General features: G+C 57.7%; 22 protein-coding genes and 1 pseudogene. 15 read left to right on the top strand and 8 right to left on the bottom strand.

Annotation, left to right across the window (positions count from 1 at the left end):
- Positions 1–1176, bottom strand: coding sequence for a Gfo/Idh/MocA family protein (locus HMPREF3138_RS14660; RefSeq protein WP_070559135.1), 1176 nt, complete (start codon positions 1174–1176; stop codon positions 1–3).
- A gap of 67 nt (positions 1177–1243) precedes the next feature.
- Positions 1244–2167: a substrate-binding domain-containing protein gene (locus HMPREF3138_RS14665; protein ID WP_038871614.1), complete on the bottom strand. Its 924-nt coding sequence runs from the start codon at positions 2165–2167 to the stop codon at positions 1244–1246.
- Between the two features lie 317 nt (positions 2168–2484).
- Between HMPREF3138_RS14665 and HMPREF3138_RS14670 the strand changes: the two genes are divergently transcribed.
- The 5 genes from HMPREF3138_RS14670 to HMPREF3138_RS14685 all read left to right on the top strand — a co-directional run bounded on the left by HMPREF3138_RS14670 (position 2485) and on the right by HMPREF3138_RS14685 (position 6013).
- A complete protein-coding gene (locus HMPREF3138_RS14670; protein WP_038871611.1) occupies positions 2485–3495 on the top strand; it encodes a LacI family DNA-binding transcriptional regulator in 1011 nt (336 codons plus the stop codon).
- 149 nt (positions 3496–3644) lie between these two features.
- Positions 3645–3845 (top strand): nuclear transport factor 2 family protein, encoded by a 201-nt coding sequence (locus HMPREF3138_RS14675; protein ID WP_050572031.1) that lies wholly within the window; start codon positions 3645–3647, stop codon positions 3843–3845.
- A gap of 98 nt (positions 3846–3943) precedes the next feature.
- A complete protein-coding gene (locus HMPREF3138_RS25610) occupies positions 3944–4813 on the top strand; it encodes a toll/interleukin-1 receptor domain-containing protein (protein WP_071605292.1) in 870 nt (289 codons plus the stop codon).
- Positions 4814–5150: 337 nt separating this feature from the next.
- Complete coding sequence (locus HMPREF3138_RS14680) at positions 5151–5366, top strand: hypothetical protein (RefSeq protein ID WP_139145155.1); 216 nt, start codon at positions 5151–5153, stop codon at positions 5364–5366.
- Positions 5367–5650: 284 nt separating this feature from the next.
- Positions 5651–6013 (top strand): VOC family protein, encoded by a 363-nt coding sequence (locus tag HMPREF3138_RS14685; RefSeq protein WP_070559137.1) that lies wholly within the window; start codon positions 5651–5653, stop codon positions 6011–6013.
- An 84-nt stretch (positions 6014–6097) separates the two neighbouring features.
- Here HMPREF3138_RS14685 and HMPREF3138_RS14690 read toward each other — a convergent pair whose 3' ends face one another.
- Positions 6098–6556, bottom strand: coding sequence for a YbaK/EbsC family protein (locus HMPREF3138_RS14690; RefSeq protein ID WP_038871609.1), 459 nt, complete (start codon positions 6554–6556; stop codon positions 6098–6100).
- A 167-nt stretch (positions 6557–6723) separates the two neighbouring features.
- Between HMPREF3138_RS14690 and HMPREF3138_RS14695 the strand changes: the two genes are divergently transcribed.
- Both HMPREF3138_RS14695 and HMPREF3138_RS14700 read left to right on the top strand, forming a co-directional pair.
- Positions 6724–7149, top strand: a complete 426-nt coding sequence (locus HMPREF3138_RS14695) for a DUF2231 domain-containing protein (protein WP_038871607.1) — start codon at positions 6724–6726, stop codon at positions 7147–7149.
- 10 nt (positions 7150–7159) lie between these two features.
- Entirely contained in the window at positions 7160–8461 is a 1302-nt protein-coding gene (locus HMPREF3138_RS14700; protein WP_038871605.1) for a PQQ-dependent sugar dehydrogenase, read from the top strand.
- Between the two features lie 43 nt (positions 8462–8504).
- On the opposite strand, the pseudogene HMPREF3138_RS14705 reads toward HMPREF3138_RS14700, so the two are convergent.
- Positions 8505–9099: pseudogene (locus tag HMPREF3138_RS14705) on the bottom strand (class I SAM-dependent methyltransferase).
- A 230-nt stretch (positions 9100–9329) separates the two neighbouring features.
- Here HMPREF3138_RS14705 and HMPREF3138_RS25615 point away from each other — a divergent pair.
- From HMPREF3138_RS25615 to HMPREF3138_RS14720, 4 genes are all read left to right on the top strand, one after another.
- The gene (locus HMPREF3138_RS25615) at positions 9330–9794 is read left to right on the top strand and encodes a DUF2946 domain-containing protein (RefSeq protein ID WP_071605293.1); all 465 of its coding nucleotides are present in this window, start codon (positions 9330–9332) and stop codon (positions 9792–9794) included.
- 161 nt (positions 9795–9955) lie between these two features.
- On the top strand, positions 9956–12022 hold the full coding sequence (locus HMPREF3138_RS14715; RefSeq protein ID WP_038871602.1) for a TonB-dependent copper receptor: 2067 nt from the start codon (positions 9956–9958) through the stop codon (positions 12020–12022).
- Positions 12023–12163: 141 nt separating this feature from the next.
- Entirely contained in the window at positions 12164–12325 is a 162-nt protein-coding gene (locus tag HMPREF3138_RS26735) for a hypothetical protein (RefSeq protein ID WP_162838235.1), read from the top strand.
- Between the two features lie 110 nt (positions 12326–12435).
- The gene (locus HMPREF3138_RS14720) at positions 12436–12915 is read left to right on the top strand and encodes a GNAT family N-acetyltransferase (RefSeq protein ID WP_038871599.1); all 480 of its coding nucleotides are present in this window, start codon (positions 12436–12438) and stop codon (positions 12913–12915) included.
- A 13-nt stretch (positions 12916–12928) separates the two neighbouring features.
- Here HMPREF3138_RS14720 and HMPREF3138_RS14725 read toward each other — a convergent pair whose 3' ends face one another.
- Complete coding sequence (locus tag HMPREF3138_RS14725) at positions 12929–13822, bottom strand: LysR family transcriptional regulator (protein WP_038871597.1); 894 nt, start codon at positions 13820–13822, stop codon at positions 12929–12931.
- Positions 13823–13906: 84 nt separating this feature from the next.
- On the opposite strand from HMPREF3138_RS14725, the gene HMPREF3138_RS14730 reads away from it, so the two are divergent.
- Entirely contained in the window at positions 13907–14683 is a 777-nt protein-coding gene (locus HMPREF3138_RS14730) for an NAD(P)H-dependent oxidoreductase (RefSeq protein ID WP_038871594.1), read from the top strand.
- A gap of 37 nt (positions 14684–14720) precedes the next feature.
- Here the strand turns inward: HMPREF3138_RS14730 and HMPREF3138_RS14735 are convergent, their stop codons facing one another.
- Positions 14721–15275, bottom strand: a complete 555-nt coding sequence (locus tag HMPREF3138_RS14735; protein ID WP_038871591.1) for an NAD(P)H-dependent oxidoreductase — start codon at positions 15273–15275, stop codon at positions 14721–14723.
- Positions 15276–15379: 104 nt separating this feature from the next.
- Between HMPREF3138_RS14735 and HMPREF3138_RS14740 the strand changes: the two genes are divergently transcribed.
- Positions 15380–15739, top strand: a complete 360-nt coding sequence (locus HMPREF3138_RS14740; protein WP_025302868.1) for a winged helix-turn-helix transcriptional regulator — start codon at positions 15380–15382, stop codon at positions 15737–15739.
- A gap of 212 nt (positions 15740–15951) precedes the next feature.
- On the opposite strand, the gene HMPREF3138_RS14745 is transcribed toward HMPREF3138_RS14740, so the two are convergent.
- Positions 15952–16572 carry a helix-turn-helix transcriptional regulator gene (locus HMPREF3138_RS14745; RefSeq protein WP_038871587.1) on the bottom strand — a complete coding sequence of 207 codons (621 nt, stop codon included), beginning with the start codon at positions 16570–16572 and terminating at the stop codon, positions 15952–15954.
- Positions 16573–17085: 513 nt separating this feature from the next.
- Between HMPREF3138_RS14745 and HMPREF3138_RS14750 the strand changes: the two genes are divergently transcribed.
- The gene (locus tag HMPREF3138_RS14750; protein ID WP_038871585.1) at positions 17086–17433 is read left to right on the top strand and encodes an antibiotic biosynthesis monooxygenase family protein; all 348 of its coding nucleotides are present in this window, start codon (positions 17086–17088) and stop codon (positions 17431–17433) included.
- Between the two features lie 540 nt (positions 17434–17973).
- The gene (locus HMPREF3138_RS14755; RefSeq protein WP_038871583.1) at positions 17974–19248 is read left to right on the top strand and encodes a Glu/Leu/Phe/Val family dehydrogenase; all 1275 of its coding nucleotides are present in this window, start codon (positions 17974–17976) and stop codon (positions 19246–19248) included.
- A gap of 39 nt (positions 19249–19287) precedes the next feature.
- Here HMPREF3138_RS14755 and HMPREF3138_RS14760 read toward each other — a convergent pair whose 3' ends face one another.
- Complete coding sequence (locus HMPREF3138_RS14760; RefSeq protein ID WP_038871581.1) at positions 19288–20826, bottom strand: long-chain-fatty-acid--CoA ligase; 1539 nt, start codon at positions 20824–20826, stop codon at positions 19288–19290.
- Positions 20827–20829 lie beyond the last annotated feature (3 nt).

Genomic DNA, 20829 nt, shown 5'->3' on the forward strand with positions numbered 1-20829 from the left:
TTATTGGTAATTAACCCAGGTGGCGCCGTTGTCGGCGGAACGAACGCAGTTTTCAATCCAGCGCACGCCTTCCAATCCGGCGTCGATATCCGGATAGATCAGCGCGGCCAGCGCTTGCCGATCGCCGCGCTGGCTGGCGCTGATGGCGATGGCGAACTTGAGGTAAATATTGGCCCAGGATTCGGCCAGCCCTTCGGTATGCAGCGCGCCGAGCCGCTCTTCGGCCAGGGCGCTGTCGTCCAGATAGGGCATGCCGTGGTGCAGCGTTTGGTTGGGCCGCCCCTGGATCTCATAGCGCAATTCGCCGGGCGTGGAATCGCTCCATTGCAGACTGGCGCGAGAGCCCACCACGCGGATGCTTTGGCTGTCCATCGCGCCGGCGTTGATGGCAGAAGCCCACATGCGGCCGACGGCGCCGTTTTCGTAGTGCATCAGCACCATGGCGTTGTCTTCCAGCGGTGCGCGGGAAGGAATAAAGCTCTGGCGATCGCACAACAGGGAGGCAATCTTCATATCGGGCATCACCAGCTGCGAGATGTAGAAAGTGTGAGTGGAGATGTCGCCCAGCACAAAAGAGGGGCCGGCGATTTTCGGATCGACGCGCCACTTTTGCGCCTCGAACGTGTCCGCGCTTTCGTTGGCATTGAAACCGTGGGTGTATTGCAATTCGACCATGCGTATTTCGCCGATGTCGCCGTTCGCGATCATGGCCCGCATCTGCATCAGCAGAGGATGGCCGGAGAAGCCGTAGGTTACGCCGACGATCAGGCCTTTCTCCGCTGCCAGCGCCTTGATTTCTCTCGCCTCCGCCGTGGTGAAGAACAGCGGCTTTTCACAGATGACATGCAGGCCGGCATTCAGCGCTGCGCGCGTGATTTCATAATGGGTGCCGTTGGGGGTGGCGATGGTCACCACCTCAACGCCATCTTCGCGGTTGGCTTCTTGCGCCAGCAGCTGTTGATAGTTGTCATAGCAGCGTTCGGCGGGCACGCCGAGGTTGACGCCAAACTCACGTCCGCGCGCCGCGTCGATATCAAAAGCGCCGGCAACCAGCCGATAGGCGGTGTTGTCGCGCAATGCGCCGGAACGGTGCTTGTAGCCCACCTGGCTGAGGCGGCCGCCGCCGATCATCGCCCAACGCAGCGGGCGAGGGATGCTTCTTTCACCATTTAACATGCTGACTCCTGATACTGTGGTTTTGCACTCGGGTGCAAAATGGGTTGAAAAAGAGAGTGGCAACGGTTTATTTCTGGTTCATCTGTGCAAATTGCGGGTAGTTTTCTCGCGTCACGGTGGCATAAGGCACCCAGTTGTAAGGCTCCGTTTTGGCGTGATCCAACATCGCTCGGGTCACTTGCACCGCGCCGATCGCCTGGGCTTTGGCATCCTGGAAAATGGTCACCGCCAGGTCGCCGTTTTTGATAAATTGCAGGCCGTCTGGCGTGCCGTCGATGCCGGCAACCAGCACGCCACTCTTTTTGGCCTGCTTCAGCGCCATGATCGCGCCGATGGCCATCTCATCGTTGTTGGCGGCGATCGCATCGATCGGCGTGCCGTTCAGCAACCAGCCGGAAACCACGTCGACCGCTTCATTGCGCTGCCATTTGGCGGTCTGTTTCTCTACCACTTTCAGGTCTTTGTGTTTGGCGATCACCGCTTCCACCGCACGGGTGCGTTCGCGGGTTTCTTCGTTGGAGAGGGCGCCCATCAGGATCGCCACGTTGCCGCGGTAATTCATTTTTTTCGCCAGGGCCTCCATCTGCAGGCGGCCGCTGAGCGCCGAATCAGAGCCGACGTAGGCCGTCGCGCCGGTCAGCGGCACTTCGGGTTTGCGGTTGACGAAGATGAGGGGGATCGCGGCACGTTGGGCAGCCGCTATCATCGGCTGGACGCCTTGCGTATCAACCGGATTGAGGATAATGGCGCCCACGCCCTGATTAATCAGATCGTCTACCTGTTGCACCTGCAGGGCGACATCGCCTTTGGCATCGACGAACTGGCCCTGCAGCTGCTGAGCCGCCAGTTCACGTGCCATTTGGCTGCGCAGAATGGAGACGAAGTTGAGATCGAAGTTGGCCAGCGCCACGCCGACCTGGTAGCTCTTGGCCTGGGCGGTCATGACAAACAGCGAGCAGGCTAACATCAACAGCAGTCTGGTTTTTTTCATTACGGTATCCTGTTGAGAAGAGAGATGTTGTGTAAAAACAGCGTCATTGCAACCGGGTGCAAAGCAGGAGACAAAACGGCGATGTGTCTCTGAATGCCACCGTGAATGTCGGCCATGGATAAAATTCGGTCAACTGGGGAAAGGTGAAAACAGCGTGGACGATCACAAACTCTTTACCTTTTGCACCCGGTTGCACAACAAATTGCAATCGGGTGCAAAAACGGGACATAATTGCAGCAGACATGCCGGCGGGCGCTTAGGGGATCTGAGCGAGCAGGGTATAGTTTGACTTCACCAAAGCAGGGATCGACGCAACCATGATAAAACACCACAAAGCCACTGCCAGCGATGTCGCCGAAAAGGCCGGCGTCTCTAAATGGACGGTATCGCGCGCCTTTACGCCCGGCGCGTCGATCTCGGACAGCGCGCGTGAAAGCGTGCTGGCGGCGGCGGCCGAGCTGGGCTATCGGCCAAACCTGCTGGCGCGCAGCCTGTCGCAAAAACGCACGCACATCATCGGTGTGGCCATCGACGAGATGAAGAACCCGCATTCGATGATGATGCTTGATATGGTCACCAAACAGCTACAAACCCGCGGCTATATGGCGCTGCTGCTGAACATCACCGCAGGGGAAAACTACCGGGCGGTGATGGCGATGGCCGATCAGCTGCAGGTCGATGGCATTTTGTTCCTGGCGACGGTGTTAACCCAAGAATGGGCGGCGATCGCGCAAGATCTGCATCAGATCCCGCTGGTGCAGGTGTGTCGCAATACAGAAAGCGAACACATTGATGTAGTCAATATCGACGGCTACCGCGCCGGCGAAGAGATCGCTGGGTTGCTGATAGAACAAGGGCATCGGCGCTTTGGCTACATGAAGGGGCCAGACACGCAAAGCAGCCATTTGCTGCGTATGGAAGGCTACCGCGACAAACTGATGGCCGCCGGCTTTCAGTTGGATCGGGTGCTCACCGCCGGCCATTACGATCGCCAACGTGGTTTCCAGCTGATGAGCGAATACCTGCAGGCAACGCCGGAAAGCGAGCGGGTTGAGGCGCTGTTCTGCGAGAACGACGTGTTGGCGCTGGGGGCGCTCGAAGCGCTCAGGCAAACGGCGCCGTCGTCTGCGATGGCCGTGGTCGGTTTCGACGATATCGACGAAGCCGGCTCAGCCAATTGGGCGCTGACCAGCTACAGCCAACGCATCGATCGGCTGGTCGAGGAGGCCTTGAATCGCCTGATCGACAATCGCGCCACGGCAGACGGCGCCTGGCGGCACGGAGAGTTGCGGGTTCGGCGGTCGCATTTGGCTGGGAAACCGGCGTAAGGATGTCTTTTTGTGTGACAATGTCACTACTGGGGTTTGATGAGAGCGCATCGAGATAAATAGTCAGGTTTCACGAGTGTCACTCTGGTGTAGATTGACTGCCAAAGTTTGCCAGATTTCACGTAGCGCGATCAAAAAGGAGGGCATTTTTGACCCATTCTGCAGAGTGGCTTCGCCAAGTCCAGGCGCTTGAGGTTGAACTGCACCAGCCAACAACGCACTGCGATCCGAAGCGTGTCGCGGCACTGCTGCATGAAGACTTCGAAGAGATTGGCCACTCAGGTCTGCGTTATGACAAATGCCAAACCGTTGCGGCGCTAGATCGCGTAACCAAGCACATGAATATTTAGGGGGCATCTGATTGTCTACTTGAGTAATTTATGAGTTTCTGTAACATTTAGATGCACCACAAAACCTAGTCACATCTAAATAGAGAAGAGTTCTACTAATGCCAATATTTATAAGTTACTCACATGAAAATAAGGACTTCGTGGATAAGCTTGCAATTCAGTTGGTCCATAGAAATGTAAATGTATGGCTTGATCGATGGGAGTTAAGTATTGGTGACTCGATTATCGACAAAGTGCAGGATGCTGTAGATGGAGCAAGCGCACTTCTAGTCATTCTGTCAAAAGCATCCATTGCTTCCGCGTGGTGTAAAAGGGAACTTTCCTCAGGGGTTCTACGTGAGCTTGAAGAAAAACGAGTTGTTGTAATGCCTGTGTTACTGGAAGACTGTGATATCCCTCTTTTTGCCAGAGGTAAATTATACGCTGATTTTCGAACTAACTTTGATGATGGTTTAAGAACTGTTGTCGAGGGGATAGCAAAAGTAACTAGTCCTTTTCTCGCTAGAGCAAAAGAGCCGGAGTATCACGTTGATTGGTCAATCGACTGGGGTGACGTAAATGGTCTGTTCGCAATAATTCTTAACTTTGTAGAGCAAGCACAGAATCAACCATACACTTGCCTCACAAATATCGAAGTATTGTGTTCACCAGTAGCAACAGAAAAATATGAAGCCAGAAAAGAATCAATTGGCGAGGAGCATGCACGAGCTTATATTGTTCGTGTGATCAATGAGTATTTTCAGGCCAGACCAGACTTTCGTCCACTGTTAGTGACCGAAAGAGAAAAAGTAGAAAAAGTCATAGTGGCAGGATCCGATGATGGAGAAGAATACCGACTCAGAATTGGGGTTCGTAGACTAGGTGAAGATACAGGACGCGATGTTCTGGTTAATACTACAATGCTCATTGCACAATCATATGAACACATGAGTTCAGTGCTCAAGCGGCCGGACTCAGAAAAAGCATAACAAGAAAAGGCAGTGGATACTTCGCACCGCTTATTTAGGTGTTAGCTGATTTAGTGATCGGGGGGCAGGTTAGGGCGTCATGTTGACTTTCCCGCTCTGGAATGATCCTGAGATGGCATAAACAACCTGTTAATAAATTTTGGAAGTTATCTGGCTGCTTTCTTGTGCAAATCAAATGAAACTGCACTTAACGAAAGAAACGAGAGAAGTCGGGAATTGATTTATCTATGTGTGGATGTGAACGCTGAAGTAAAGGACCTTTGTAGTCAATTTAACATAATACACATTATGCGCACCAAGGTGATGATATGTGGATTCTGCCGTCCGGGCCTGATTCATGGGTTTTCTCCTGCGGCCAGCCATGCTGGCGCCGGCTGCTCATGCCGCTGAACTAATTCGTTTTTCAACCGACCATAAGCCGCCGGTTTTGCCGGCGGTCTTCTGCTGCCTGGTGTTTGTGTTGCTCAGCAATACCATGATGCTTGCGCAGAAAATCTCTGAACGCCAACTGTCTGATCGCCTGTTCACTTGCTGCAGCAACGCCTGCCGGTAATGCCGTTCTCGCCACGCGGCGTAGACCTCATGTCATGCATCCTGTTATTCACACCATCCAACGCCGCCAGGCTTTCAACGTCCAGCAAGATAACAATTGTTGGTTTGGCACTGCTGTACTACCGATATGATGAATTACCCTTAAACACACCAGCCAATATCTCGCGTAGTTTCAGCGCTTGCCATTTCCCGCTCAAGTAATGATGACCGGACATGATTTTCTATGGCGCAAACTGCCGGTATTGGCCAGAAATCCCCTGCTTTTTTGATCGCGCTACGTGAAATCTGATAAAACGTGGCGGCTACGCCCTTAGCAAAGCGTTTTTCCTCAATGCGCTGGCGCCGCTGGGCGTAAAGATCGTTGCCGAAGGCGAGCCCGGCTATGGCGTCGAACTTTGTCCCGATCGGGATAACGTGTCATTGTGCCTGTTTCAAACCGATGAAAAACCGGCACACCTGCACCTGGCATTTGCCGCAAGCAGCCGTGAACAGGTCGATGCGTTCTACCACGCCGCGCTAAATGCCGGCGGCATAGACAATGGCGCGCCCGGTTTGCGGCCCAATTACCATGCCCACTACTATGCGGCATTTGTGATCGCCCCGGATGGCCACAATATCGAAGCGGTTTGCCATAACCCGATGATCTAGTGATTTTTCCAGTTAAAACAGCACATTAATCATGAGTAATACATTGGATTTAACATAATGCGATTGTGACATCGTCACTTAACGTTACCCCGTCACGTCAATCCACTCTGCTCCGGTGATGCTGGCCAGCCGCTGTGGCGCAATTCTCACGCCGGAGTTATCGCTGCCACCTGCCGGAAGCACTTCACCGTAGCTGCACAGGCTGCGATCGCAGTAAATTCTCACCGCTGCCGGTGCGGCAAAGGGGCAAACGCCGCCGGGCGGATAGCCGGTCAGCGCCTCCACCTCCTCCGCCGGCAGCATGCGCGCCTTTACGCCGAAGAATTGTTTGTACTTCTTGTTGTCGATTCTGGCGGTTCCCGCCATCACCAACAGCACCACGCCGTCGTTCACGCGAAACGACAGCGTCTTGGCGATCTGCCCACTTTCCACGCCAAAGGCTTCCGCCGCCAGCGCCACCGTGGCGGTATTCTTTGTCAGCACCGTTACCGCCGTTTCCGGGGCGTGCTCGGCCAGAAATTGCTGAACGCGCTCTATACTCATGCCCTTCCTCCCGATGTTGCTAAGCCATTGATAATGCCGCAGTGAGGGTTCAGGTTTTAACATCGCATGCTAAAAATGAGAATCAAAATTGTTCAAATCGGTGAATCTGAACAAAGCTTTAAGGGGCCTACGCCTTTTTACCTATCATTTTTCATGGAGATACCTGCATGACCACGCAAACCACAGCAAGGCCTTCAGCGGTCGCGGTGGCCGTCTATGAATGGCTCAATCCGCTACCCTACGGATTTTTCACCGCGGCGCTGATTTTCGACATCATCTATGCCTGCACGGCGAATATTCAGTGGGTCAATGGTGCCAGCTGGCTGATCGCCATCGGCCTGGTTTTTGCCATTATTCCCCGGCTGATTAACCTGGTTCAGGTGTGGTTCGGCAGCGGCCGGCTGCAGGGCTCACCGGTCAGGCTCCATTTCTGGCTGAATCTGATCGCCATCGTTCTCGCCATCATTAACGCTTTCGTGCATAGCCGGGATGCGTATGCCGTGGTGCCGCAAGGCCTGGTGCTGTCTGCGATCGTGGTCGCGTTGCTGAGCCTCGCCAACATTCTGCTGGCCGTGGGCGCCCGCGCAAAATAAGGAGGTTTTCATGAAGCTATCATCCACCGCGATTGCGCTTTCGGCCGTGCTGGCGCTGGCCGGCTGCGATAACAGCGCCGTCATTTCGCCAGAACAACAAATGGGGCCGGATCCGGTGTTGCCGGCGGCGCAAAACTTCCTGATGCCGCCGATGCAGGTGCCAAAAGGCGTCGGCTGGCAGCAAAACCAGATGCCGAAAGTGGCCGAGGGTTTGAAAATCGATAAAGTGGCGGACGGTTTGCTGCATCCGCGCCAGCTGCTTACCCTGCCGAATGGCGATGTCCTGGTGGTGGAAGCCAACGGGCCGGGTACGGAGGCGGTGAGCACGCCCAAGCAGCTGATCGCCGGGCTGGTGAAAGGCCAGTCCGGTAAAGGCGGCAAAGGCGGTAACCGCATCACCCTGCTGCGCCCAACCGCCGACGGCAGCTGGGAAAAGCATGTTTTCCTCGAGGGGCTCGATTCCCCATTCGGCGTCCAGCTGATTGGCAACACCCTGTACGTGGCCAACACCGGCAATATCATGCAGTACACCTATCAGCCGGGCGAAACGCGCATCAGTGATGCGGGTAAAGAGCTGGCCGATCTGCCGGACACCATCAACCACCACTGGACCAAGGCCCTACTGGCCAGCCCGGACGGTAAAAAGCTGTATGTCGGCGTCGGCTCCAACAGCAACATCACCGAAAACGGCCTGGCCGTAGAGTACCGGCGCGCCGCCGTGCTGGAAGTGGACACCACCTCTGGCGCCAGCCGTGTCTTCGCCAGCGGCCTGCGCAACCCGACCGGGCTGCAGTGGGAACCGCACAGCGGCAAGCTGTGGGCCATCGTCAACGAGCGTGACGAGATCGGCGCCGATCTGGTGCCGGACTACCTGACCTCGGTACAGGACGGCGGCTTCTATGGCTGGCCTTACAGCTATTTCGGCCAGCACGTCGATCGGCGGGTGCAGCCGGCGCGGCCGGATCGGGTGGCAAAAGCCATCAAGCCGGACTACGCCCTCAGCTCGCACGTCGCGCCCCTGGGGTTGCTGTTCTATACGGCAAACGCGTTGCCGGCCGAGTATCGCGGCGGCGCCTTTGTCAGTGAGCACGGCAGCTGGGATCGCTCGCCGCTGAACGGCTACCGGATCAGCTACGTGGCGTTCGAGCAAGGTAAACCGGTCGGCAAACTCAAAGCGGTGGTCACCGGCTTTGTTTCCGACGACGAGAAGGAACTCTATGGCGCACCGGTAGGATTAGCGGTCGACAAGACCGGTGCCCTGCTGATTGCGGATGACGTGGGCAACACCGTTTGGCGCGTCAGCGCTAAATAACGCTCACGGGCAGGTTCTGGGGAATCTGCCCGTGACATTGTCACTAAACAAGCTGCGCCAACCAGACCGTTCTTCCCCCGCAGGCGGGATCTTCCACCACATGGTCGACCACGCGGAAGCCGTTCACCTGCAATAAACGTCTGTACTCCTCCGGCGCCAGGCTGGCGTGAAACAGCGGCTGGCCTTCGAAGCTGCCGATCGCCACGCCGTCGGCTGGGCCGCTGGTGAACATCAGTGCGGCCTGCGGCCTGGCATGCCGTCTGAACAGCGGAAACATCCGGCGCTGATCGTCGCGCGCCAGATGAAAGAAGCTGTCCCAGGCCAGCAGGCCATCGAACTTCGTCGCCAAATCCAGCTGGCGCATATCCATTTTTCGCCACTCCTGCTGCGGAAAACGCTGCCGGCAGCGCGCGATCATCGCCTGAGCACCATCGACGCCGGTGACCCGATACCCCTGTTCGATAAAATAGGCGGCGATCGGCGTGCCATTGCCGCAGCCGAGATCGAGCAGCCGCGCATTGGCCGGGGTGAACTGCAAAAAGCGATCGAGCCACGGCCGTTCAAACAGCGTGGTGGGTCTGAGACGTTCCCAGGCGGCGGCATGTTCGGATAATGGTGCTCGCCAGTTTTTCCGTCATTAATATTGTCCCCGTCACGTGATTGGCGCCAAAAAAATAGCCTTTGGTCAGAATTAAAGCGCTTATCCGATAATATATTCATCAACAGACCGTTGACCAGAAATAAAAGGTTTTAACATTTCGACATAAACCAGTACAATTCGCTACCCTGTGTTAACCCTTTTTTTAGGTTGATTGTGTCGTTAGTTCAGCGCTCTGCATCGCGACATCGGGCCGCCGCCTGGTTAGGGATGTTTGCCATTCTGATGTTGTTCATTGCGCCGGTGGTCTCGCGATCCCTGGAGCATGTACGCGCCGGAAGTGCTGGAACGACCGTCATGGCGGATTGCGGCATGGAGATGCCGATGCATCACGGGATGCACTCGCCGCCGCCTGAGCCTGAAAAAGCCTCACAGCCGCTGATGCAGCACGGCGGCGGCCATCACAACATGGCGATGATGATGGACGACAGCGCCTGCGGCTACTGCGTGCTGTTGCTGCACGCGCCGCTGCTGGACGTGAGCCACGCCCCGCTGTTCTGGTCCCGGTTGCTGGCTTCGCGCCCGCCGCCGATTCACTATCTCGTTCCCCTGTTTGCCCACGTCGTTCACACCGAATTACAGCCGCGCGCGCCCCCGTCTCTTTCCTCTGATTTAACAATAAACCCATTGCCGTTCTCTGTATTGCCGTTGATCGCTTCAACCCGGCGGAATTAATTCGCCCAACGGTTAATCATCGAGACGACATTATTAATCCGGTTATTTCCACGTTGATGGAATTAACCCCCGTATTTTCCGATGGTGATTTTCGCCAGGCCGCCCCACGCCTGAATAATCCCACGGCCAAGAACGGAAAAAAGTTAGCTTAAGGAAAGATGATGTTTAAACCGACTTATAAAAAGAACGCCGTTACCCGCGCCATCACCACCGCCATGCCGCTGTTCCTGCTGGCCGGCCACGCGGCGCAGGCGCATCAGCACCCTACCGACGCACAGGTTAATGATGGCGACGTGATCACCGTTACCGCGCCGCTCTACTCTCCGTTGACCATCGTCACCTCGCCGAAAACCCCGCGCCAGCCGGTGCCGGCCAGCGACGGTTCGGACTACCTGAAAACCATCCCCGGCTTTTCGCAGATCCGCAACGGCGGCACCAACGGCGATCCGGTGTTCCGCGGCATGTTCGGTTCGCGGTTGAAGATCCTCACCGACGGTTCGGAAATGCTGGGCGCCTGCCCATCGCGGATGGATGCGCCGACCTCTTACATCTCGCCGGAAAGCTTCGATCTGTTGACCATCACCAAGGGGCCGCAGACGGTGCTGTGGGGGCCGGGATCGTCGGCGGGCACGGTGCGTTTCGAGCGCGAGCGCCCGCGCTTCGACAAGCCGGGCATCAAGGGCAGCGCCAGCGTGCTGACCGGCTCCAACGGCCGCTGGGACGAGAATATCGACGCCAGCCTCGGTGCCGAACAAGGCTACCTGCGGGTGATGGCCAACAAATCCCGCTCCAACGACTATCAGGACGGAACGAATACGCGCGTGCCGTCACGCTGGGACAAGTGGAACGGCGATCTGGCGCTCGGCTGGACGCCGGACAACGACACGTTGCTGGAAGTGACCATGGGGCGCGGCAACGGCGAAGCGCGCTATGCCGGCCGCAGCATGGACGGTTCGCAGTTCAAGCGCGAAAGCCTGGGCATGCGGGTGGAAAAATCCAACATCGGCGAGGTGCTGGATAAGCTGGAAGCGCAGGTCTACTACAACTACGCCAACCACGTGATGGACAACGTCACCCTGCGCTCGCCGGGCAGCGGTGGCATGGGTGGCCACGGGGGCCATGGCGGTATGAGTATGGGCGGCCACGGCGGGCACATGATGTCCTCCGGCATGACGATGCAGCTCGATCGCCGCACCGTCGGCGGCCGCGTGATCGGCACCTGGCAGTGGCAGGACGTGAAGCTTGAAAGCGGCCTGGACACCCAAACCAACACCCACCGCAGCATGAGCCGCGGCAGCTGGGAAAAAGACGCCCAGTTCAACAGCTACGGCGCCTTCAGTGAACTGACCTGGTCCACCAGCGAACAGGATAAACTGATCGGCGGCGCGCGTCTTGACCGCACCCTGGTGGAGAATTTCCGCAGCGGCAGCGACGGGGAGCGTTCGGACACCCTGCCGAGCGGCTTTATGCGTCTTGAGCATACGTTGGCCGACCTGCCGCTGATGCTGTATGCCGGCGTCGGTTATACCGAGCGCTTCCCGGATTATTGGGAGCTGTTCTCGCCGAAGCTCGGCCCGAACGGCAGCAAGGATCCGTTCTCCAGCGTCAAGAGCGAAAAAACCACGCAGCTCGACATCGGCGCGCAGTACAACGGCAAACGCTTCAACGGCTGGGTCTCCGCTTACGTGGGCCGCGTCGATGATTTCATCCTGTTCAAATACGATCCGCACAACGCGCGTCTCAGCCAGGCCGATAACGTCAACGCCAACATCATGGGCGGTGAAATGGGCATGGGTTACCAGCTGAGCGAGCACTGGAAAACCGACGCCAGCCTGGCCTACTCCTGGGGCAAAAACACCAGCGACGGCCGGCCGCTGCCGCAGATCCCGCCGCTGGAGGCGCGTCTGGGGCTCACCTATGAGTACGGCGACTGGAGCGGCACCGGGCTGTGGCGTTTGGTCAGCAGCCAAAACCGCGTGGCGATCAACGAAGGCAACGTGGTAGGCAAAGACTTTGCCGAAAGCGCCGGCTTCGGTGTGCTTTCCGCCAATGCCGCCTACAAGGTGAATAAAAACGTCAAGCTGAGCGCCGGTCTGGATAACATCCTGAACAAGACCTACAGCGAACACCTCAACCTGGCGGGCAACAGCGCCTTCGGGTATTCGGCCAACAGCGCGGTGAATGAGCCGGGCCGCACCCTGTGGGCCAAGGTTAACGTCACCTTCTAAACCGTACGCCGGGCGATGGGCAACCGTCGCCCGGTCAGGCGATATGCGATCCGGTTCTTAGGATATGAGTTTTAAGTTTTTCCCATTCGGTTGAGCGGCGATTAGTATCACTCTCAATGTAATCAAGGATCCGGAGGGAATATGCAAAAGCTCACTCGTTTTCTGGCCCTGCTCGGCGAGCTGATGATTGAAAAAGCCGAAGACGCCGCGCCGCAGGCTGCTCAGCCTGACGATCGCGACGACGCGTTGCCACCGCGCCTCGAACGTGGGGTTCCGCTGGCCGACCGCTTCCTGTTCATGTAATTCCCCGCACTGTTTTTTGGTCCGGCACGTCCCGATATTTCATTATCGGCCGCCTGCGTCTATCTTCTTTCGATGGTTCCAGCCGATTCATCATAGGAGATAGCAACGCAATGAAGATCAGAACGGTAACCCCGCAAGACACTGAAGCCCTGACGCAGTTATTGAATGACGTGATCGGCGCCGGCGGCACGACGGCGATAGAAACGCCCCTCACCCCCGCCGAATTCAGCGAATGGTTCATCAGCGGCAGCAATGCGCTGAGCTGCCAGGTCGCGGAGGTAGATGGGCTGTTGGTGGGCTTCCAGGCGCTGAGCGCAGATGATGCCCTACCGCCCGATACCGCAGATATTGCCACCTTCTCCCGCCTGTCGCCGAAGGTACGTGGCGTCGGCAGTGCGTTGTTCCCTGCCACATTAGCGGCGGCGAAGTCTCACGGTTTCAAGCACATCAACGCCACCATTCGGGCGGATAACGTCGGTGGCCTCGCCTACTATCACAAAATGGGCTTTCGCGATTACGATCGTTTGCCGCAGGTGCCGCTCAGCGATGGCACGCCGATCGACAGAATCAAAAAACGCTTCTCCCTTTAACCCGCCAACCCGCTCACACTGAACGCACGATATGTTCGCGCAGCCATCGGTGAGCGGGATCCCGATGCGATCGTTCGTGCCACAGCATGGTCATTTCAAAGCCCGGCACCGCCAGCGGCGGCTCGAGCCGTTGCAATAAAGGCTGGTTGCGCACCAGCCGCTCCGGCAGCATCGCCACCAAATCGGACTGCGTCAGCACCGAGATAACGAACAGAAAATGCGGCACGGAAAGCACCACCCGCCGCGTCAGCCCCACGTCCGCCAACGCCCTGTCGGTCATGCCATAGAACCCGCCGCCGTCCGGCGAGACCATCACCTGCTCCAATTGGCAAAATTGCGCCGGCGTCAGCCTGGCATGCAGCTTGGGGTGGCCGACCCGGCCCACCAGCACATAGCGTTCGCTAAACAGCGTGCGCTGCCGCAGGCCGGATGGCGCACCTTCTCGGGTATGAAACACCAGGTCGATTTCCCCTTGCTCCGCCCGTTTGGCGAGGTGCGCCGGGGCGATCTCCAGCACCGCCAGCCGGGTGCCGGGCGCCGCCGTGCGCAAACCGTTCAGCGCCGGCAGCACGATGGTGGATTCGCCGTAGTCAAAGGCGGCCACGCGCCAGGTATCGGTCGCCACGGCGGGATCGAACGGCGTCGCCGGCGTTACCGCCAACTCGAGCGCCGCCAATGCCTGACGTAACGGTTCCCGCAGCTGTTCCGCTCTGGCGGTCGGACGCATGCCGCGTGGGCCGGGCAACAGCAGCGGATCGTCAAAGATCGCCCGCAGTTTGGCAAGATGCATGCTGACCGCCGGCTGGGAGAAATTGAGCCGCTGTGCCGCGCGCGTGACATTGTGCTCTGCCAGCAGCGCATCGAGCGTCACCAACAGGTTGAGATCCAGCCGCCTTAAATTATTCATAGTTATACCTGGGATAACGGTAATTCATTTCTAATATACCGACTAACGCCCTAACCTGCAGCTCTCACACCAAGGAGAGCTGTTATGAATGTGCTGATTGTATACGCCCACCCGGAGCCGCTGTCGCTGACCGGCTCACTGAAAAATTTCGCCGTTGAACGCCTGACGCAGGCCGGCCATCAGGTACAGGTGTCCGACCTGTACGCCATGAAGTGGAAAGCGGCGCTCGATGCTGACGACAGTCTGGAAGGCCCGGCAACGGCTCGTTTCGATCCTTCGCTGGATTCGCAGCGCGCGTTCGCCAACGGCATGCAGAGCGCCGATATCGCACGGGAGCAGCAAAAATTGCGCTGGGCGGATGCGGTGCTGCTGCAGTTTCCGCTGTGGTGGTTCTCGATGCCGGCGATCCTCAAAGGCTGGGTAGAGCGCGTGTATGCCTATGGTTTTGCCTACGGCGTGGGTGAGCATTCCGACACCCATTGGGGTGACCGTTACGGCGAGGGGACGCTGGCGGGCAAACGGGCGATGCTGATCGTTACCGCCGGCGGCTGGGAGTCTCATTACGCCCCGCGCGGCATCAACGGGCCGATTGACGATATCCTGTTCCCGATCCAGCACGGCATGCTGCACTACCCAGGCTTCAAGGTGCTGCCGCCGTTCGTCACCTACCGCGCCGGCAAAACCGATGAGGCACGCTTTGCCGCCCTGTGCGAGCAGCTCGGGCAGCGGCTGGATAATCTGTGGAACGCCGAGCCAATCCGCTTCCGGCGGCAAAACGCCGGTGACTATCTGATCCCGCAGCTGACGCTGAAAGCGCATCTCGCGCCGGGGCAAGACGGTTTCGGCGTTCACATCGAGTAGCAGGATGCGCGCGCCCTGGCGCATCCGAGGCGCGGCGTTAATTCAGGGCGGCGAGAAATGCCTGGTAGCCTTGCGCGCTGCGATCCAATTCGTGGGATTGCAGCGGCTCCACCGTCCCGTCCGACGCGGCCTCCTTGCCGTAAAAGGCGAAGAACGAAGCATAGTCGGCCCGCACGTAGCCGGCGGTGACTTCAAACGGCCGGAAGATTTCCTCCAGCGAATAACGATAGCGCCCGTCGCGCGCATAATCCTCTGCACGCACCCCCGCCGTGACCGCCAACGCCAGCTTCTTGTTTTGCATCTTGTAGCCGCTGCGGGAACCGTAGGCCCAGCCGTAGGTGAGCACGTCGTCCAGCCATTTTTTCAGCAGCGGCGGGCTGCTGAACCAGAAAATTGGGAACTGCAGTACGATGTTGTCATGGGCTTCAATCAGCCGCTGCTCTTGGGCGACGTCGATCTGCCAATCCGGATAGGCCTGATGCAGTTCGTGCACGGTATACCGCTCCGGATAGCGCCGCAGCTCCTCCAGCCAGCGTTTATTGACCACCGAGTTCGCTATATCGGGATGGGTCACCACTACCAAGGTTTTCATATCGATTTCTCCAGTCAGGTGTCTACCGGCGCATCATAGGTTATGCTGGAACAATGTAAAATACGCACACTCACGACACATACTTACCCTGGAGAAAGTACCCAATGACCGCTGAATCCCACTGCAGCCCAACGGGCATCAGCCTCGAAGACACCGGCTATGGCTATACGCTGTCGGTGATCAACGGCAAATATAAAATGATTATTCTTTACTGGCTGGCGTTGTATAAGCCGGTATTACGGTTCAACGAGCTGCAGCGCTGTATCGGCACCATTTCGTACAAAACGCTGAGTTCGACGCTCAAAGAGCTGGAAAAAGATCGCCTGGTGGTGAGAAAGGAGTATCCGCAGATCCCGCCCAAGGTGGAGTACAGCCTGTCCGAGCGCGGGCGTTCGCTGATCCCGGTGATCGACATGATGTGCAACTGGGGGGAGCAGCACCGGCCGGAACAGCCGGTGCCGTGAGAAATGACCTCGGCCAGGCCTCGTCGGCGCTGCGCGGTGCAGCGCTTCAGCTCAACGTACAGAACCTGACGGACAAGAAATACGTTTCATCCTGCAGCGGCGAGTACGCCTGCATCTACGGCAGTGGCCGCAGCATCATCTTCGGTCAACTACCGCTGGTAACCAAAATGGGCGGCCAGCGCCGCCCATTTCTTCCGCCTTTCCCGCCGCCTTTACTCCTGCTTCAGCTCTCGCAAATGCTTGTACACCGTGGCGCGCCCCATCGACAGCACGTTGGCGATGTAGTCCGCGGCGCTTTTGGCCTTGAACGCCCCCTGATGATAGAGATCGCTGACCAGCCGTCGTTTCTGTTCGCGGCTCAGCGCGCCGAGTGCGGCGTTTTCGCGCCGCAGCCAGTCGTGCAGGAAGGTGTTGATCTTCTCCTGCCAGTCATCTTTGAACAGCGCTTGCGGCTGTGGCTGCAGCCGGGTGACCGACAGGAACATGTCCAGCGCGTTGCGGGCGTCCTCGAACATCGCGGTGCTCAGGTTGATGCACAACAGATAGCTGGGGTTGCCCTGCTCGTTGCGCGCGGCGATGCTCACCGAGCGCATCTTTTTGCCGTCCCAGTTCAGCTTCTCATAGGGGCCGGTCACGCCGGCGCCGCCGGCAAGCTCGAAGTCGTCCAGCCCGGCGTCGTCACCCGGTTTGCGCTTCGACAGGTTGTTCGCCAGATAGGCAATCTTGTTGGTGGCCAGATCGTGGATTACCACTTCCGCATTCGGGAAAAACAGCGCCGCGACGCCGTCGGCGACCGAGCGCAAAAGTTCGAGTTGAGAAGAAGAGTTCGGCACGCTGGGGTGTCTCCGTATAGCCCGGTTTGGTTTGCTGTTCAGCCGCTTAGCATACCGCAGTTGCCGCCGCTTGCCGAGTGGATGGCGTTTGCGCTCCCTGCTCCGACGGCGGCGCTGCAAGCGCCCTTATTGTTCACACCCGGGATCAGGATTGTCCATTGCCGGTCGTCGGAAAAATATCCCCCGCCAGGCGAAAGAGGAAAGGGAAATATTTAAAGTCACTTTATTCACATGCCATTTTGTTATTTAAAAGCCGCATCTTTTCCAATGACATTAATCCCTATCCCTTTATTGAATTATTCACTTCATGCCGATCGCGAATTGATTAGCGGACTCCTTTATACAAGAAAAATCTCATAAAAATCATCATCTTTTGCATAAATAAAAACGTCAATTCGGACTATTCCTAACTATTTCCTTCTGGCATAGAGAATAAATTTAACTTGCAGTACTGCAATAAGGATGCAGCTTAATTTGAGTTGTATAAGCAATTTAATTTAAAGGACTTTTACTATGAACCATGAATCCATGGCGGACTGTTCCGCCAACGGCTACATTATTGAAGTTTCAAGTTTTAAACTGCCGGCCTCACTCAGCCCTGAAGCGTTTGCCGTATTGGACAAGCGTGTAGAAGAGGAATTTATCTCAAACCAGAACGGGTTCATTTCACGTGACTCAGGCATCAGCGTAGACAATGAACCTCGCTGGGTGAACATTGTAAAATGGGAGACGCTGTTGGATGCAGATGAAAACATCTACCAATTTACACGGGCTTCCGCGCCGGCGTCCGTCAAAGAATATCTGGCGAGTATCGGCGCTGAGCCGGTGGAATTAAAACGCTATCAGCATACCGGCGCGTAATGCGTGCCGGATGACCACGCCACGGCGGCGCGGTCTTCTTTAACGCTGATTGGCAAAACCTGAACGGGTGGCCGCTCGCGGTCATCCGTCCGCTTCAGGTGAGCACATTTGTCAGACCCTACCTCGACGACCGCAACACATTAAAACAGCCTCGGATTATGCTTCTCTTTGCACGATAAAAACACGGCCGCAGACGGCGTTTTAACAGGATTTTAACGCTGCCGAGGGGAAACGCCATTGTCAACATAGCAGTTAAATAAAATGAAACTTTTTGATCACATTCAAGCTTCTGAAAAATAGATGAAAAGGGTTTTTATGCGCTTTATATGCATAAAGTATGCATGCACCCGCTCAGTGCCAATGAAAAGTAATTAACTATTCATTTGCCGCCCTGCAGGCGGCGAAAAACCGTCCGCTGGCCCGATGAGAGGGGGGCTAACAACCGGCATAATTAGTGGTAAATTTAGCGTCGCAAAGTGTTATGCGCTTGCTAATCCACGGTTAAACGAAATAAATACCTCTAATATATAAAGGTTGGTTATGGAAAAGCTATCCTACGCTTCAGACAGCAGCACCACCGCTTGGGCTACATATCTGCAACAAATCGATCGCGTCGCCCCTTACCTCGGCGAGCTGTCACGCTGGGTTGATACGCTGCGTCATCCTAAGCGCGCTTTGATTGTCGATATCCCGCTGCAGATGGACGATGGCACCATCCGTCACTTCGAAGGTTTCCGCGTACAGCACAACCTGTCGCGTGGGCCGGGCAAAGGCGGTATCCGCTTCCACCCTGACGTCGATCTGAACGAAGTGATGGCCCTGTCCGCCTGGATGACCATCAAGTGTGCCGCGGTCAACCTGCCGTACGGCGGCGCCAAGGGCGGCATCCGCGTCGACCCGTTCAAACTGTCTGAAGGTGAACTGGAGCGACTGACCCGCCGCTACACCAGCGAAATCGGCTTCATCATCGGGCCACAGAAAGACATCCCTGCACCGGACGTCGGCACCAACGCCAAAGTGATGGCCTGGATGATGGACACCTACTCCATGAACCACGGCACCACCATCACCGGCGTAGTCACCGGCAAGCCAATCCACCTCGGCGGCTCCCTGGGCCGTGAGAAAGCGACCGGCCGCGGCGTGTTCGTCACCGGCAGCGAAGTGGCCAAGCGTCTGGGCGTGCAGATCGAAGGCGCCAAAGTGGCGGTTCAAGGTTTCGGTAACGTGGGCAGCGAAGCGGCTCGCCTGTTCGTTGGCGTCGGCGCACGCGTCGTCACCATCCAGGACCACTCCGCCACCCTGTTCAACGCCAACGGCATCGACCTGACTGCGCTGACCGAATACCAGGCCAAGCACAAGCAGATCGCCGGCTTCCCTGGCGCCAGCGAGATCGAAAGCGAAGCGTTCTGGTCGGTTGACATGGACATCCTGATCCCAGCGGCGCTGGAAGGCCAAATCACCCGTCAGCGCGCCGAAATCCTCAGCGCCAAGCTGGTGCTGGAAGGCGCTAACGGCCCGACCTTCCCGGATGCGGACGACATTCTGCGTTCCCGTAACATCACCGTGGTACCGGACGTTATCTGTAACGCCGGCGGCGTAACGGTCAGTTACTTCGAGTGGGTGCAGGACATGGCGAGCTACTTCTGGAGCGAGTCCGAGATCAACGAGCGTATGGACAAGATCATGACCGACGCCATGGTCCACGTCTGGAACAAGGCGGCCGAGAAAGAGTGCAGCCTGCGCACCGCGGCTTACATCGTGGCCTGTGAGCGCATCCTGACCGCACGTAAAGAGCGCGGCATCTACCCAGGTTGATGCCCGTATCCCGGCCTGCCCCGGCAGGCCGGATTTTCCTCAGCGCAAACAGCGCTTTAACACCTTACCGGTACTGGTCATCGGCAAACGCTCGACGAACTCGACGATACGCGGATACTTGTACGCCGCCAACCGCTCCCGGCTCCAGGCAATCAGCGTTTCCTCCTCGATGGGTTCTTCCATCTCTTTCAACACCACCACCGCTTTGATCTCTTCGCCCAGCGACGGGTGTTCAACGCCGATCACCGCCACCAACGACACCGCCGGATGGCGAATCAGCGCCTCTTCAATCTCGCGCGGATAGACGTTGAACCCGCCGCGGATGATCATGTCCTTGGCCCGATCGACGATGAAATAGAAACCGTCAGCGTCGCGGCGCGCCAGGTCACCGGTGCGGAACCAGCCGTTCTCCAGCACCTCCGCCGTCGCCTCGGGGCGGTTCAGATAGCCTTTCATGATGTTGTAACCGCGCACCGCGATCTCCCCGACCTGGTCGATGCCGTCGACCGGTTGCCCGGTGGCGTCGAGCAGGCGCACCTCCACGCCCCAGATCGGTTGGCCGATGGAGCCGGGTTTGGTTACCCGATGGGGATGGTTAAAGGTGGCGACCGGGCTGGTCTCCGACAGCCCATACCCTTCGAGAATGTTGACGCCGAAGCGGCGCGAGAAATCCTCCAGGATCTGCACCGGCAGGCTGGCGCCGCCGGACACCGCCATACGCAGCGTGCTGCGCAAGCGCTCGATATCCGTGTGCTCATCCAGCGCATTCAACAGCGCCCAATACATGGTCGGCACCCCGGCGAAGAAGGTGATGCCGTGCCGTTGCATCAGCGCGATGGCCTGCGCGGCATCGAAGCGCTCGACCAGCACCAGAGTGGCGGCAGCGGCAAACCCGGCGTTCATCTGCACCGTCGAACCAAAAGTATGAAACAGCGGCAAGGTCACCAGGTGACGATCGGGGGCCGTCTCCGAACCGTCGAACAGCCGCACCGATCCCAAAGCGTTGAGCACCAGATTGGCGTGAGTCAACTCCGCCCCTTTGGCGCGGCCGGTGGTGCCGCTGGTATACAACACCACCGCGGTGTCGCTTTCGAGCGTCGTCGCCGAAGCGAATTCGGTAGCCTGTTCGGCTATTGCCGCGCTGAAACGCTCCCCCTCGAGTGGCAACCGATCGCCGATGATAAACACCTCGCGGCATTGTTCCGCCTTCGCCGCCGCCCGCAGCGCTTCCTCCCCCAGCGGCAGGCCGCTGCTGCCCTCGAAACAAAACAGCGCCACCGCCGCCGAATCCGCCAGGTAATAGTCGAACTCTGCGCTTTTAAGCAGAATATTCAGCGGCACCACCACCGCGCCGCTTTTGAGAATGCCGTAATAGATAGCCGGAAACTCCGGCCGGTTCGGGCAGGCCAGCGCCACCCGTTCACCGGGCCGCACGCCGCGCGCGGCCAACAAATTCGCCACCCGATTGGCCATTTCGTTAAGCGCCCGATAGCTGAGCGGGTTGTCGTCCTGTATCACCGCCGGCCGCTCCGGCCAGGTGCGCGCACTCTCTTCAAGCAAGGTAGCCAGATTCAGCATCGG

The sequence above is a fragment of the Serratia sp. HMSC15F11 genome, assembly GCF_001808215.1.
Classification (GTDB): Bacteria; Pseudomonadota; Gammaproteobacteria; order Enterobacterales; family Enterobacteriaceae; genus Serratia; species Serratia nevei.